This is a genomic window from Paenibacillus campinasensis (genome assembly GCF_002272015.1).
GTDB classification, from domain to species: domain Bacteria; phylum Bacillota; class Bacilli; order Paenibacillales; family Paenibacillaceae; genus Paenibacillus_AQ; species Paenibacillus_AQ campinasensis.
The window spans coordinates 1-13,081 of record NZ_NPBY01000033.1; the positions used below are offsets into that span (position 1 = coordinate 1).

Genomic DNA, 13,081 nt, shown 5'->3' on the forward strand with positions numbered 1-13,081 from the left:
CTTTAATATTTTCTCTACCACTTTTAATCCTAAATGATGAAAATTCTCTTCTAATTTTGTAAATCGGATTTCTTCTATTTCATTTAGTACTGAATATTTAAATCCCTCTAATTCGGGAGGAAATATTGCTGTTTCTAACCTATTTTGAAATTCAATTAACTCATATTCCTTACCTTTAAACTTACTGCATAATTGCTTTATATGACTTCTATCTCCCATGTAACCACCTACTTTGTAATTATGGTAACAACTGCTTCCTGCTTATTAGTTATGCTTGAAAAGTTCCTGAGGTATAAGAAAGATTTCCATTCTGTTGAACTACTGAATTGGTATTTTTTGTATTATTTTCCGTAAAAGACGGTTATACACTTCTACCATAATCCCCACCTGCTTGAGTTGGACTTCCATAACTTTTTCCACTTGGCTGCATTCTATCAACTGCATGTTTAGAATATAGTCTATTTCCCTCTTTGCCATATGTTTGCAAATTAACATTAACCTTTTTATAATCATTCCAAGAAGCCCATAGTATCTTACCATTACCCGTCCCCTCAGTCCCAGCCTTACTCGAAGAACGCTTCATTCGCCCGCCGCCAGGACCTCGCGCGATGAATGCCCCGTTGCTGCTGCCTCCCAGGCTACCTCTGGTTAGGCCTCTTCCGCCTCCGCCGCTGCAGTTGTGGGGTCCATAATTTCAGTTCGCTGACAAAATACGTGTAATAATCCCTACACGAAATTATACATTCTAATCGTCTCTTGTTTCACTTCGATCTGTTTGATATCACATACTCTTCCACTTGAATGTGATACGTCTCTCTTTCCCTATCCGTCTTCATTTAAAGTAAAGAACCTTGAAAGGCATGTAGCCAATCAAGGTTTAGTGATTTGTGTAAATTTAAAATCCCCTATTCTTTAAAATAATCATCAATAACTTTTTCGTCACTACAGCCCACAATTAATTCACAACTATCCGGTGTCAGAAAAACCCCTAATGTTTGAACCATCATTTCTTTGCTTGCTGGCTCTATATGATAATGCTTTCCTTCTTTATAATTATGAGCCAACCTTATCAATTCAGTTCCTAAACCTATTAGTGCATTTTTGCTCAGAAATAAGGATACTTTTGATGACTTTGTTATTTCGTTTCCATTGCTATCAAAAACCTGTAACACACCAACATTATCTGCCAATCTTTCAAAGTCATCACTTTCATCGTTTTCTATATCAATCAAATATTTCATAACATTTATCCTCCTTTCTAAAATCTATCAATGATTTTTCCACTCTCGCAACTACCTTTCGCACGCATTAATTCCATACTCCCTCCATCTCTCGACAAATTTCTCCAGCAAAAAAATAGTTGGATATGCCTATTAACTACATAAAAACTCCCGCCCTCAGCAAATTGCCGAAAGACGGGAGTTTTCGCTCATACTTTCTCATGATGCTCCACCGGCGACTCATACAGCCCCGAGGTGTTTTTGAACCACTGGAAAATGTGCGTAGCGCACACCTTCAGCATCGCGTAACCAGGAACGGCCAGCAGAACGCCGACTACCCCGAACAGATTGCCGGATGTCAGAATAACAAAAATAATTGTGATTGGATGAATCTTGAGGGTCTTGCCCATAATTTGCGGCGAGATCAGCTTGCCTTCAATAAGCTGAACAATCGTCCATACCGCCACCATCTTCAGCAGCATGATCGGCGAGGTTACAAGCGCAACGATAAGAGCGGGCGTAATCGCAATCGCGGGACCCAGATATGGCACCACATTGGTGAATGACGCAATAATGGCCAGTATTAGCGCGTAATCCAGCCCGATGATCATGTAACCGATGTACAGCAGGATACCGATACAGAAGCTGACAATAATCTGGCCGCGGATGAACGAGCTGATCTGATGGTTCATGTCCTGAAGCACATGCAGAGCACCCGTGCGGCTCCGGGTCGGCAGGAAAGAGAGCAGCTTCTCAGGCAGCTTCTTGCCATCCTTCAGCATGTAGAAGAGCACGAACGGAACCGTAATAATCGACAGCACAACTTCCGTGAACGCGCCCAGGAATCCGCCAACCTTGGACCAGGTCGTGTTCAGAATATCTGTTGCTTGCTGGGTAACGGTCCCCCACCATTCCTCCGAATTCAAGTTAATCGTCGACTGAATTTGATTGTACAGTTCGGTTCCGGTCAGATTCTCAAACTGTTGTCTCAGATTTTCACTGTAAACCGGAAAGTTGATGATCAAACTCATAATCTGATTACGAACCACCGGAATGACCGCGAGCACAACCACCGTCAGAATACCGGCGATCGCCAAATATAGAATCAGGATCGACCAGCCCCGCTTGATCCTCCATTTTTCCATCACATTCACGAGTGGATTAAGCAGATAGAACAGAATACCGGATAGGATAATCGGCAATATAATTGTTTTGATCAGTACAGCAACAGGGTGCCAGACGAACGAAATTTTGCTGAGCACCAGTATGTTGATTCCTACCAACAACAACACGAACAAGAGCAGCACAAACTTGTTATTTAGAAAAAATCGCTTAAAGCGATCTGGCCAAATTCGGGTTGGCTCCATGGATGTCCTCCCTTACTAGTCTGATATGTATCGCAAATGACTCTATCTCTATACTATAATGTTTGAAAAATGCCTGTGTCCAGTTGCGTCACGAATCTGCCAATCGTACCGCCACACAGCAACATAAAAAAACAGCTGCCGGATCATCGGCAGCCGCGCTCGTTCTTCCCGTTATCCTTACTCGCTTTGGAGAGGTTCGCCCCCCTGTCCCCCTACACCAACTTCAGCGCCTGTTCAATCGGCGTGTCCCCGCTGATCAGGTCAAAAGCCTTTCCCATCGTAGACGGATCGGCAAGCGCAGCGAGGATCGTGGAAGCCACATCTTCACGCGGGATGTTCCCGCGCTCTACATCTGCTGCAGCCTTCACTTTTCCGGTTCCCGGTTCGTTCGTTAGTCCGCCTGGTCGGATAATGGTGTAATCCAGCCCGCTTCTCATAAGCCACATGTCTGCGTAATACTTGGCTGCACTGTAGTGCGGCGCGCTTGCCATCCACTTCTCCCGATGATGAACACCGATTGCGCTAACCATCACAAACCGCTGAATTCCAGCCTGCTTGGCAGCTTCCATCGATTTGATAGCCCCATCCAAGTCGATCAGCATCGTTTTATCGGCACCGGTATGTCCGCCCGAACCCGCAGTAAATACAATAGCATCCGCACCTTGAGCCGCGCTGGCGATATGATCTATGCTTCCTTCAAGGTCAACCAGGGCAGTCTGAACGCCCTGTTGTTCATACTTCGCCTTCTGCTCTTCCTTTCGCACCATCGCAATCGGGTTCAGCTCGGCCGACTGCTGCATTTGGCGGACGAGATGCTGTCCAATCTGTCCGTTCGCTCCAATAATCAATACGTTCATGTGGTCGCTCCTCACTTTCGGCAATGTGGATATCCTTTATCTTTAGCTATTATTATATAAAAAAACATCCCGCAGGCCCAATCAGGTGCAGCCAGCACCCTTATGCCTGACGGGATAGGTGATGTTCGGCGCATCCATGCCCGGCTGTCGCCTGGATCAAGGGTGCAGGCCGATGCGATTACAATGGGGAAACCGCATATCGCTTGTAGAGCGTCCGGCTTCCGTTTCTATTGGCAAAACCGATCTGGCCATGCAGATAAGGAGCATCCTGATCCGTATAGGCCAGCAGCTGTGTTCCGTCCACACTAACCGTCAAGCGGTTATGTTCCGCACTTATCTCCACCCGATAGTCTTTACCTGGCTCCCATGCGAAATCGGCCGAGGCCACAGCCCGATAACCATGATCATTTTTGTACAACACGAGTTGGTTGTCCTTCGCCAGGCCGGCTGCATAAGACCGAATGCCGCCCTGCACCCGCACCTGAATCAGATGCTCCTCACCGACCACCGGCGTTAACACCGCTTCGTATTTGTAATCCTTCCACGCATAATCACCGGTATAACACTCGGCAGGCAGTTGCGAGCCGCTGCCGCTAAGAGCTCCATTGTCCAGTGTCCAATGACCTCGCAGATAGGTGCACTGACGGACCTCAACGTGAATCGGATTCCACATTTCCAGACGCTCCTGGCTGAAATCAATCGAGTAATGCGGAGAACCACTATAATGCATATCGTCCACATAAGCGATCAGGCTTTCTTGCCAGTCGGCTAACGGGATCCATTCAATTCCGGCCTGTTCAATGCAGGCGTTATCCAGCACCGGAATATCCATCGTCAGATGAATCCACTCCCCTGCTGGAACGTTTACACTCTCCCCGTAATATAGCCTGTCCTGATTGCCATCCTTCACGAACATTCTTGCTTTCAGACCCGGACCGGTATCTGGCAGTTTCACGCGCGCTTCCACCTTCTGACCCGGATATAGCAGTGGGGAGAAGGCCGGATCATAGCGGCTGTCATTGAAATCGGACGGACCGTAATACGTTTGGTGATATACCCGGTAGCCGTAGCCCCCTCTCACTCTGTCGAACATTACTTTTAACGAGCGCTCTCCGGAATAAGCCTCTGCCTCACTATTCTCAACCCGAGCCGTAACATTGCGGGAAGGATCATCGTGATCCGTACGGAACGCATGCGTTGAACCCGGATATTCAAAATGGAATCTCGGCGAGCTGCCATTCAGCACAGCTTCCCATTGGTCTGGAGGCTGCACCCCGGCGATCTTATAGCCGAAACGAGCGATATACGAAGCGCACCATGGCAGATCCAGGATGTTCAGCGAGCCGATAACGCTTGAGCAGCATAGAAAATCATTGATCGGCGTCCGCCACGAAGCATCGATCCCTTGCAAACCATTCAGAACGCCGAGAATTGTGCCCACATTCGCCACATTGCAATCCGTATCCCAGCCGCACATATTGCATATGTTGATTGACTTCGAGAAGTCACCTTCTCCGTATAGCAGTGACAGGATGATCACCGCCGCATTCGGTATGATATGGCAATTGCCCGGATACAGATGGTAGCCATAATGCGCTTTCACATAAGCATACGCATCACGCCACGATTCCGGCTGCCTGCTGTGATACTCAATCACGTCCAGCGCCATCCGGTGGAATTCAGAATTGTGCGGAATGACCCCTAGCCCGGCCTCGATAATATCCGCCATATCTTTCATGACAAAAGCCGCCGCAATGCAAGCAGCAACGAACATCCCCCCGTATTTGCCATTCCCGTCATGGGATACACTCGCGGCTTTCGCTGCGTACTCAGCGGCAAGCTTCGGGTTGCCTGGCGCAATCAGGCCCCAGGTGTCAATGAAGATCTGGCCTCCAATCTGCTCGGCAACCGCCGCGCCATTCTGCTCGATAGATCCTGATCTCGGTGCCATAATGCCATGCTTCAGATTCTCGTATGCGGTATGCTCTGTCGATACCCCATAACCTCCCCACCAGAAAAATGCATGGCCGTCCGGCGCATAATTCAGCCAGGTCAGCCCGATCTGCTCCGCCGTCAGCTGATCTGTATGGGTATAATCCTCCAGTGCCCGGAGAAAGAACATTGGACCGTTTGTATCATCATCCGCTGCAAAGTTTTTGAACTCATGCAGGTAGGTGGTTATTTCTCCGTAAGCCTTTTCAATTTGTTCATACGTCCATTGCTCGATGTTCCCTCCGTGACGAACCCCAATCACTTTGCCAAGCCATCCGGCATACACCCGCTCTACATAATCTTCCGGAATCGTAAATGTCATCGCTGTCACTCCTGTCTATGAATTGCCACACTCAAGATGTCCGGCAAGTTTCACCGTACTTATAAAATACAGCAGCGGGGCCGCAGATTCAAACCAGCATTCCACGATCGGCATCATAAAGAGCTTGTCATTTCCGGGATACTCATAAATGTCGGTTAATTCACCAAACCTGTTTCCCAGGAAATGGCTGCTAAATAGGCGTTTGGGCAGCAAGCGCTCGGGCTTCCATTACACATACTTTTGATAAAAAGACAGCACGTTCTTCCAGAACCTGGAGTCCTTCTCCGAACTTCGATGCCCGTCCGTGTCAACATACAGACACTCGACATCCTCACGTCTGTTCTTCAAACCACGCATCAGGTAATCCAGTTCCTCCGAAGGAATATACCGATCCTTTCTTGAATGCACCAGCAGCACGGGAGACTTTCTATGCTCAAGTGCGGCAGGCAGGCTAAGTTCTTCTCTCAACTCCGTCGAAGAGATCCCCGCCCTCATAAACATCATCCGGGTTAGCAGAGGTCCGAGCGGAGCATATGGCATCTTATATTCACGTAACAAGGCTTCCATGATCGTCCGAAAACGGGCAGGCATCGAATCAGTGACCAGTGCCTTGATGCCAATCTTCTCCCGACTCGCAAGCAGACTCCCCATGCCCCCGAAGGAGTGACCAAGCAGACCAATCCGCCCAGGAGCTACATCTTCTCGGCGCTGAGCATACCGGACTGCGGCCTTCACGTCATCCCGGAAACTTTTGATGGTGGGGGCCTTGATCCCCTCGCTGTCCCCATGACCTCTGGCATCAAACAACAGCAGCGAATACCCGGCTTGATGAAGCGGATCCACATAACGCATGACTCGGCTTTTCGCCGACGCCCAGCCGTGTACGACGATGATGAGCGGTTTGGGCTCATCGTCGCTGGCCTTGGCTGGAATATACCAGCCATGAACAACCGCATCCCCACTCTGAAATGACACTTCCTCATAATACTGAGCGGGCTTCTGCACGTTGATCACCCTTTTGGGTGTCTGCCCCTTAACGGCCAGTTTCCACAAGACGCTGACAAACACCAACAGTGCGATCCCTATCCCTATGACTATGTAAATCATCCTGCTTCCCCTCCATACTATTGTACTTTTCCGAACAGGTTAACGGGATTGCTCATGAACCAAGCGACCGCGGATCGCATTGCAGCAACCCATGTGATACAGCACGTCACTTCGAGATGAAAGCAAACCCGAATAAAGGACCAATCGGTCTTTTTTTGAAGCAAAAAAAATTAGTCGGACGATTTCTGCAAACTATGAATATAGGAGGACAGGTGCTCCAGGGCCTGCTGCATATAGCGGCTGTCTCGGTACAGCTTGCTCATCATGACTGCACCCTCCATCGCGGACGTAATGAATATCGCCGCTGATTCAGGGTGAATCGACGCTTTAAGTTCTCCTTTACGCATCCCGCGGTTTATGATCATCTGTATAAACTTCAAGAACTGATCCATCGCATCTGCTGCTTTCTCACGGAGTACAGGATGAGCATCGTCGCTTTCCACAGCCGTATTCAGCAGCGGACAGCCTCCTTTAAGCGGAGGATTCTCAATGACATTCTCATAGATCGACACCACCGAAATCAGCTGCTCGGCCGCCGACGATTTCCCCCTGATCGCTTCATAATAACGTCTGCTCAGTACGCCAATGGCATAGTCGAACGCTTCAAGCGCCAATTCGTCCTTGCTCTCAAAATGGTTGTAAATCCCGCCCTTGCGCAGCCCTGTCACCCGCATAATATCGGACATCGAGGAACCGAAATACCCTTGCTGGTTAAACAGCTCGGCTGCCTGCTGCACAATAAACTCCCGGGTCTTCTCGCCTTTACGCATGCACGCTTCCTCCTGTATGTATGTTCACCGCATCCAAAAAAAAGAAACCGATCGGTCTCAAACGAAGTTTAGCACAAGAACCACCTGGGGGCAAGCGCTGCTATCCACTTCTGTTTCCGAACAAAAAGAGCATGCTTGGCAGAGAAAGAATCTGCCGAACATGCTCCATCATTTTCATATGGCTACATCAAGCTTAATACAGCACCTTCGCTGCTTCCGATGTAAATGGTGTCATCTCGCTCCAGCGGCCATCGCGAAGCTTCGCGGCCCAGGCCGGATCCACCAGCAGCGCCCTGCCTACCGCCACCAGATCGAACTCCTGCCGATCCAGCTTTGAGATCAGCTTGTCAATGCTCGTGGACTCCGCTTCCGCTCCTTTCCCTTCAGAGAAATAGCTCGTCACTTCGCTGTCCAGTCCGATAGAGCCGACGGTAATGGTCGGTTTGCCAGTTAGCTGCTTGACCCAGCCGGCGAGGTTGAGCTCAGAACCGTCAAACTCCGGCTGCCAGAAACGGCGGGTCGAGCAGTGAAAGATATCGACACCTGCTTCAACCAGCGGTGCAAGAAATTGCCCCAGCTGTTCCGGCGTCTCAGCCAGCTTGGCTGAATAATCGCTGCCCTTCCATTGCGATATGCGCAGCACAATCGGGTAATCCGGGCCTACCGCCTGTCGGCAAGCTTCGATCACTTCAACTGCGAAGCGTGTCCGAGCCACGATATCACCACCATAGCGGTCTGTGCGCTGGTTCGTCTTCTCCCAGAAGAATTGATCGATCAAATACCCGTGCGCACCGTGAAGCTCAATCCCGTCAAATCCTATGCGCTTCGCATCCGCGGCCGCCTGGGCAAATGCCTCAACGATATCCCGAATCTCCGCTTCAGTCAGCTCGTTCACGCTCCGGTCCGGGTTCAGTCCCATGTGCCACAGCTGTGGAATCACCTTGCCGCCTGCCTCATGGACCTCAGACACAACCTTTGACCAGCCCGCCAGCGCCTGCTCGCCATAGAAATGAGGGACAGCCACACCCGGCTGTTGATGGGCTTCAGGATGATTAACAATGGTCCCCTCCGTCACGATAAGGCCTACGCCATTCTCCGCCCGCCGCCGGTAATATGCCGCTACATCCGGACCGGGAATGCCGCCGGGAGAAAATCCGCGCGTCATGGGTGCCATCACAATGCGGCTTGGAAGTTTCATATTGCCTATCGTCACAGGTTGAAACAGGGCCTGTACAGATTGAGAAGTATTCATTTCATCAAGACCTCCAGTTCAGCTTTTGTTGTACCTTGGGTACGTCTATGATGATAAAAGCTAGGCGTACCTGATTCAACCAACAATATGCCCATTCTTTTGCTTAAACAACAGAATCGGCATATTGTATCTAATATACACTTGTTAGGAAAACAACAGTTGTGTATTATATAACCAATCATAGCTTCCAGGTAAGGGGTGTTCATGCAAGTGTCGGATTTCCAATCCTCCAAGCGCACGGATCCGCGCGTCGTCCGGACCCGCCAGTTCATTCAGGACGCGTTTACGGAACTGTTAAGACATAAGGACTTTCATCAGATTACAATTAGCGATATCACGAGCAAAGCCACAATCAATCGCGCTACGTTCTATGCGCATTATCAGGACAAATATGAGCTGCTTGACGCATTGTGGGCGGATGGGTTCACTTCGTTTCTGTTACAACGCATCCGGCCTGACGCTCCATTGACGGAGGAAACCATCCGGCAGCTGATACATGCGCTTTGCGATTATCATCAGACTTTGAACAACAAATGCATGAAAAACTACACTTCCGTCGCCCCTGTGGTCGAAAAAAATATCAAGCAGCAGCTGGAGAGCTTTATAACGCAGCTAGTGACCCATGGCGCGAATGGCCAAGACCCCGCCCTGTTGAAATCGGCGGCGACTTCGATGAGCTGGTCCATCTATGGCGTCACGTATCAATGGAACCTCGACGGCAGAACCGAATCTCCGGAACAGTTGGCAGCGCGAATATTGCCCATTATGATGAACGGTGTCTCGGCCTTGAATTCGAATCCGCAACCGGTCTGCTGAAGCTCAAGCTCGATAAATATGACTTCTCATCAAGGTGAGGCGTTATTCGTGGAAGGCATCGTTCGGATGACACAGTAAGACCTGCACTTTCAATCGCTATAGTGCAGGTCTTCTTCAAGTGATATTATTCAGTGTAATCCGTATCCATCTCCGAATGAATATTTAACGAAGTACTGGCCATCGATACACCGTCCACGCCTAGTGCTTGAATCAGGATATGGTCATGGTACAATGACACTAAAATCCCCCTATCACACTATCTTAAAATCAAAAAATATTATAATAGTATTTTATTGGATTTATGTCCTTGAATATCCATCTGGTTCTATAGTGGATTTAATCCAGCGCCTGCCCGATGTCATAATCATTTATATCCAGATCTACAGGCAGCCCAAGCGCCAGCTTGGCCAGCTGATATCCCAAATACGGCCCAGCCGTTAATCCCGAAGAACCGAGTCCGTTGGCCGTAAAGAGTCCTTCCCAGCCCGGAATCGATCCAATGACCGGCAGAAATCCGGGCGTGAACGGACGAAAGCCTACCCGCATTTCCAGGAACGTGCTGTCCGCAAGGTCCGGCGCAAGGGACAGCCCTTTGTTCAGCACCTCCTGCATCCCCCCAGCCGTCACCCTTGGATCATAGCCGTCTACGTCATTCTCATGCGTCGTCCCGATGACGATCCTCTGATGATCAAAGGCCAGCAAATACTGATCGGAAGGCGGCATCACCACTGGCCAGGCGGCTGTAGCCTGATGTCCTTCAAGCTTCACATGCATAATTTGAGCCTTCTGATAGCTGACGTTGAAGCGGATGCCGAGCGGCTCCAGCAGCTGTCTCGCCCAGGCTCCGGCACAGACGACGATACGGTCAGCAGCGATATATCCTCCATGGACAGAAGCCCCCGTGACACGATTCGAATCATATTCCAGCACGGCGTCCCCTTGGATCAGAACAGCTCCCTTTCGCTGGGCAGATCGGATCAAGGCATCCCGCAGGGCACGGCCGTCCACTCTCGCGGCTCCGCTAATATGTACAGCCTGATACCCTTCTCCAAGCAGAGGGAACAACGCCTTGGTCTGATGCTCGTCCAGCCGGGTGATCTCGCCCATTTCGGGCGCATCGGCCATTCGGTCCTGCGCCCGCTCTTCGATTCTCGTGATTTTCTCCTCGTCGTGATGAATGCTGAGCGCCCCGACCTGGGCATAACCGGTCTCCATCTCCCCCTCGCGTTCCAGCTCCGCAATCAATTCCGGGTAGAAGCGCGCACCCGCCTTCACAAGCCGATACCAAGCTTTATTCCGCCGCTGGGATATCCAGGGACAGATAATTCCCGCTGCCGCATCCGTAGCCTGACCGGCATCCTGACGATCCATAATCGTAACTTCTGCTCCCATTTTGGCTAACTGGTAAGCGGTCGAAGCCCCCAGTATTCCTGCCCCGATCACAATCACTTTCTTCATCGTTACACCCTTTCACACTGACACTCGTACTTGACGCCTATTATATCATTTCGCCCACTTTAACGATGGGGTTGCAATACGCTCAAGAAGGCGATCCAGGGGCCGACATCCTCCCGGTACCTTCCAGCCATCACACGAACGATTTGACTCAGATGTGTCATATCATGAACGACCCAGGTAGCGATTAGCTCGCTTGCCTTCACCGAGCCGAATGCAGGATGCATCCCTGTGCATTCAAGCTGGCTCTCATGCTGAACCAGCTGCTGCAGCTTGAGAATATTGTCTCCTCTAAGCTTCTTAAACTCGCTTAACCTGTCAGACAGCGGTGCTGCGGCGTGATTCAAATGGGCGAAACGGTCGAATTCAGGGAATGGCTTACCTTCACCGCCGGACAGAATCATATCTAGCCGCGGGATCCAGTTGCTTTTCTCCCCTTCGATCAGATGATCCAGTACTTGCGAGGCATTCCATGTGCCCTCCCCCTCATTGCACACGAGCCATGCGTCCGACAGGCCTGTGAATAGAGTTTCCAGCACCTTGGGCGTCCGTTCAAGCACCTCTATCGCTTCCTCCATACTAAAATTCATCTGGAACACTCCTCCTCTCCTTGCTTTATATTTCATCTCAATCGGAGCCTCTTCGTCAACTCGATGGCAGCGCCGCCGGATACGCGTTGTGAACCGACCAGCGTATGAAGGTCGTGCTGTCTACCGTTCTATGGCGAACCAGCCTGGCTAAGAATTCATCGCCCGACATCTGTCCCCTGCCCAGGTCAGGCATCGCACTCACACAGCCTTCTGCTTCCAAATAACCGTCCGTCATCACCATGATCCCGCTCCGTCCGGTTCGGAGCTGCCTCCGTCCAAGCGAGTAGCTCGGGACCGCCTGCTCGAATGTGTTCACCTGCCCGATCCATTCATAGAAATTTCGCTGATTCATCGAGTTCTGCCCCCAGGACTCCAGTTCATCATGGAAGAGGAACAGCTGGCAATCTCCTACGGAGAACCACCACAGCATATTTTCGATACGCAGACAGATCAGACAAGAGGCTTCGCCTTGCACAGCTCGGCATTTCACTAAGAAACCATCCGATTGAAAGATATCCAGCACCCATCGCTCGATCCTGTCTACCGCCTTTCTCAGCGGCTGACGGAGTATGTCGCGGACGGAGCTTTCGTGATGCTGAAGCGTCTCCAGAATCAATACCGCGCTTTGACAGGAGCTGTGCGCGTCCACAATCACGGCGAACTCCCAGGCCTCAGCCTCATCCAGCCACAGCAGGAATCCGTCCTCATTTTTACAGGCACCGCCCTCCGTGCATCCGCCATAACGGCCAACCGTCACATGCCGGATTCGCTTGCTGCTGGGTTGATCGAGATAGGCCTGCTGATCCCCGGTCCATAAGCAGCTCACGGACTCAACCCGCTTCATGATGAAGGACCTCCTTCAGCCTGACGCACAAGGTTTCAACCTCATTCGCGGTTCCATAAGCGGCCTCATAGCCCCGGATGCTCGTGGGATGCCAGTATTCCTCCGGCGTGCCGGGATAACGAGGAATGAGATGAACATGGAAATGCGGAAAGGCATCCCCCTGCACAAAGGAATACACATGCTCTGCCCCTTCCGTTTCTTTAAGCGCCTTGCCGATCCGGTTCAGCACCGATCCAACCGCGCTCGCCTCGTCCTCTGTCATATCGCCATAGCCGGCAACATGCCGCTTCAGATCGACCATCACATATCCCACGTAGACCGCTGAACCGCTTGAGCCGATATGACCGACATAGACATAGTCATCCTCATAGATACATCCGCCAGCAACATGAATCTCTCCCCGATGTTTACGACAAATAAAACAATCCGCTGTTTCCATGCCCATCACTCCATTTCCTCACCAATGGATTAACACAACAACAAAAAAAC

At 50.5% G+C, this 13,081-nt stretch carries 14 protein-coding genes; 1 reads left to right on the forward strand and 13 read right to left on the reverse strand.

Annotated elements, in window-relative coordinates:
* The 9 genes from CHH67_RS11075 to CHH67_RS11120 all read right to left on the reverse strand — a co-directional run.
* Nucleotides 1–219: hypothetical protein (locus tag CHH67_RS11075; protein WP_144029256.1), on the reverse strand; the 219-nt coding region annotated here is incomplete at its 3' end.
* A 142-nt stretch (nucleotides 220–361) separates the two neighbouring features.
* Nucleotides 362–583, reverse strand: coding sequence for a hypothetical protein (locus CHH67_RS11080; protein WP_144029257.1), 222 nt, complete (start codon nucleotides 581–583; stop codon nucleotides 362–364).
* Between the two features lie 322 nt (nucleotides 584–905).
* A complete protein-coding gene (locus tag CHH67_RS11085) occupies nucleotides 906–1,241 on the reverse strand; it encodes an Imm32 family immunity protein (protein ID WP_095265247.1) in 336 nt (111 codons plus the stop codon).
* Nucleotides 1,242–1,429: 188 nt separating this feature from the next.
* Nucleotides 1,430–2,587 carry an AI-2E family transporter gene (locus CHH67_RS11090; protein WP_095265248.1) on the reverse strand — a complete coding sequence of 386 codons (1,158 nt, stop codon included), beginning with the start codon at nucleotides 2,585–2,587 and terminating at the stop codon, nucleotides 1,430–1,432.
* A 212-nt stretch (nucleotides 2,588–2,799) separates the two neighbouring features.
* On the reverse strand, nucleotides 2,800–3,444 hold the full coding sequence (locus tag CHH67_RS11095; RefSeq protein ID WP_095265249.1) for an SDR family oxidoreductase: 645 nt from the start codon (nucleotides 3,442–3,444) through the stop codon (nucleotides 2,800–2,802).
* Between the two features lie 178 nt (nucleotides 3,445–3,622).
* The gene (locus CHH67_RS11100; RefSeq protein WP_095265250.1) at nucleotides 3,623–5,758 is read right to left on the reverse strand and encodes an ADP-ribosylglycohydrolase family protein; all 2,136 of its coding nucleotides are present in this window, start codon (nucleotides 5,756–5,758) and stop codon (nucleotides 3,623–3,625) included.
* Nucleotides 5,759–5,986: 228 nt separating this feature from the next.
* Nucleotides 5,987–6,865, reverse strand: a complete 879-nt coding sequence (locus CHH67_RS11110; RefSeq protein ID WP_095265252.1) for an alpha/beta hydrolase — start codon at nucleotides 6,863–6,865, stop codon at nucleotides 5,987–5,989.
* Nucleotides 6,866–7,035: 170 nt separating this feature from the next.
* Entirely contained in the window at nucleotides 7,036–7,635 is a 600-nt protein-coding gene (locus CHH67_RS11115) for a TetR/AcrR family transcriptional regulator (RefSeq protein WP_095265253.1), read from the reverse strand.
* Between the two features lie 193 nt (nucleotides 7,636–7,828).
* On the reverse strand, nucleotides 7,829–8,887 hold the full coding sequence (locus CHH67_RS11120) for an NADH:flavin oxidoreductase (protein ID WP_095265254.1): 1,059 nt from the start codon (nucleotides 8,885–8,887) through the stop codon (nucleotides 7,829–7,831).
* A 210-nt stretch (nucleotides 8,888–9,097) separates the two neighbouring features.
* Between CHH67_RS11120 and CHH67_RS11125 the strand changes: the two genes are divergently transcribed.
* Nucleotides 9,098–9,703 (forward strand): TetR/AcrR family transcriptional regulator, encoded by a 606-nt coding sequence (locus CHH67_RS11125; protein WP_179292100.1) that lies wholly within the window; start codon nucleotides 9,098–9,100, stop codon nucleotides 9,701–9,703.
* 336 nt (nucleotides 9,704–10,039) lie between these two features.
* Here the strand turns inward: CHH67_RS11125 and CHH67_RS11130 are convergent, their stop codons facing one another.
* From CHH67_RS11130 to CHH67_RS11145, 4 genes are read right to left on the reverse strand one after another with little or no spacing between them, the layout of a single operon-like run.
* On the reverse strand, nucleotides 10,040–11,161 hold the full coding sequence (locus tag CHH67_RS11130) for an NAD(P)/FAD-dependent oxidoreductase (RefSeq protein ID WP_095265256.1): 1,122 nt from the start codon (nucleotides 11,159–11,161) through the stop codon (nucleotides 10,040–10,042).
* 59 nt (nucleotides 11,162–11,220) lie between these two features.
* Nucleotides 11,221–11,748, reverse strand: coding sequence for a DinB family protein (locus tag CHH67_RS11135; protein ID WP_095265257.1), 528 nt, complete (start codon nucleotides 11,746–11,748; stop codon nucleotides 11,221–11,223).
* A gap of 55 nt (nucleotides 11,749–11,803) precedes the next feature.
* Nucleotides 11,804–12,592: a PP2C family serine/threonine-protein phosphatase gene (locus CHH67_RS11140; RefSeq protein ID WP_095265258.1), complete on the reverse strand. Its 789-nt coding sequence runs from the start codon at nucleotides 12,590–12,592 to the stop codon at nucleotides 11,804–11,806.
* Nucleotides 12,579–13,031: an HIT family protein gene (locus CHH67_RS11145; RefSeq protein ID WP_244908159.1), complete on the reverse strand. Its 453-nt coding sequence runs from the start codon at nucleotides 13,029–13,031 to the stop codon at nucleotides 12,579–12,581. The genes CHH67_RS11140 and CHH67_RS11145 overlap by 14 nt, the downstream gene beginning before the upstream one ends.
* Nucleotides 13,032–13,081: the final 50 nt, after the last annotated feature.

Excerpts from the sequence above, each read along its gene's own strand:
- CHH67_RS11080 (WP_144029257.1), bottom strand. The coding sequence starts at position 583 with ATGAAGCGTTCTTCGAGTAAGGCTGGGACTGAGGGGACGGGTAATGGT.
- CHH67_RS11085 (WP_095265247.1), bottom strand. The coding sequence starts at position 1,241 with ATGAAATATTTGATTGATATAGAAAACGATGAAAGTGATGACTTTGAA.
- CHH67_RS11090 (WP_095265248.1), bottom strand. The coding sequence starts at position 2,587 with ATGGAGCCAACCCGAATTTGGCCAGATCGCTTTAAGCGATTTTTTCTA.
- CHH67_RS11095 (WP_095265249.1), bottom strand. The coding sequence starts at position 3,444 with ATGAACGTATTGATTATTGGAGCGAACGGACAGATTGGACAGCATCTC.
- CHH67_RS11100 (WP_095265250.1), bottom strand. The coding sequence starts at position 5,758 with ATGACATTTACGATTCCGGAAGATTATGTAGAGCGGGTGTATGCCGGA.
- CHH67_RS11110 (WP_095265252.1), bottom strand. The coding sequence starts at position 6,865 with ATGATTTACATAGTCATAGGGATAGGGATCGCACTGTTGGTGTTTGTC.
- CHH67_RS11115 (WP_095265253.1), bottom strand. The coding sequence starts at position 7,635 with ATGCGTAAAGGCGAGAAGACCCGGGAGTTTATTGTGCAGCAGGCAGCC.
- CHH67_RS11120 (WP_095265254.1), bottom strand. The coding sequence starts at position 8,887 with ATGAATACTTCTCAATCTGTACAGGCCCTGTTTCAACCTGTGACGATA.
- CHH67_RS11130 (WP_095265256.1), bottom strand. The coding sequence starts at position 11,161 with ATGAAGAAAGTGATTGTGATCGGGGCAGGAATACTGGGGGCTTCGACC.
- CHH67_RS11135 (WP_095265257.1), bottom strand. The coding sequence starts at position 11,748 with ATGAATTTTAGTATGGAGGAAGCGATAGAGGTGCTTGAACGGACGCCC.
- CHH67_RS11140 (WP_095265258.1), bottom strand. The coding sequence starts at position 12,592 with ATGAAGCGGGTTGAGTCCGTGAGCTGCTTATGGACCGGGGATCAGCAG.
- CHH67_RS11145 (WP_244908159.1), bottom strand. The coding sequence starts at position 13,031 with ATGGAAACAGCGGATTGTTTTATTTGTCGTAAACATCGGGGAGAGATT.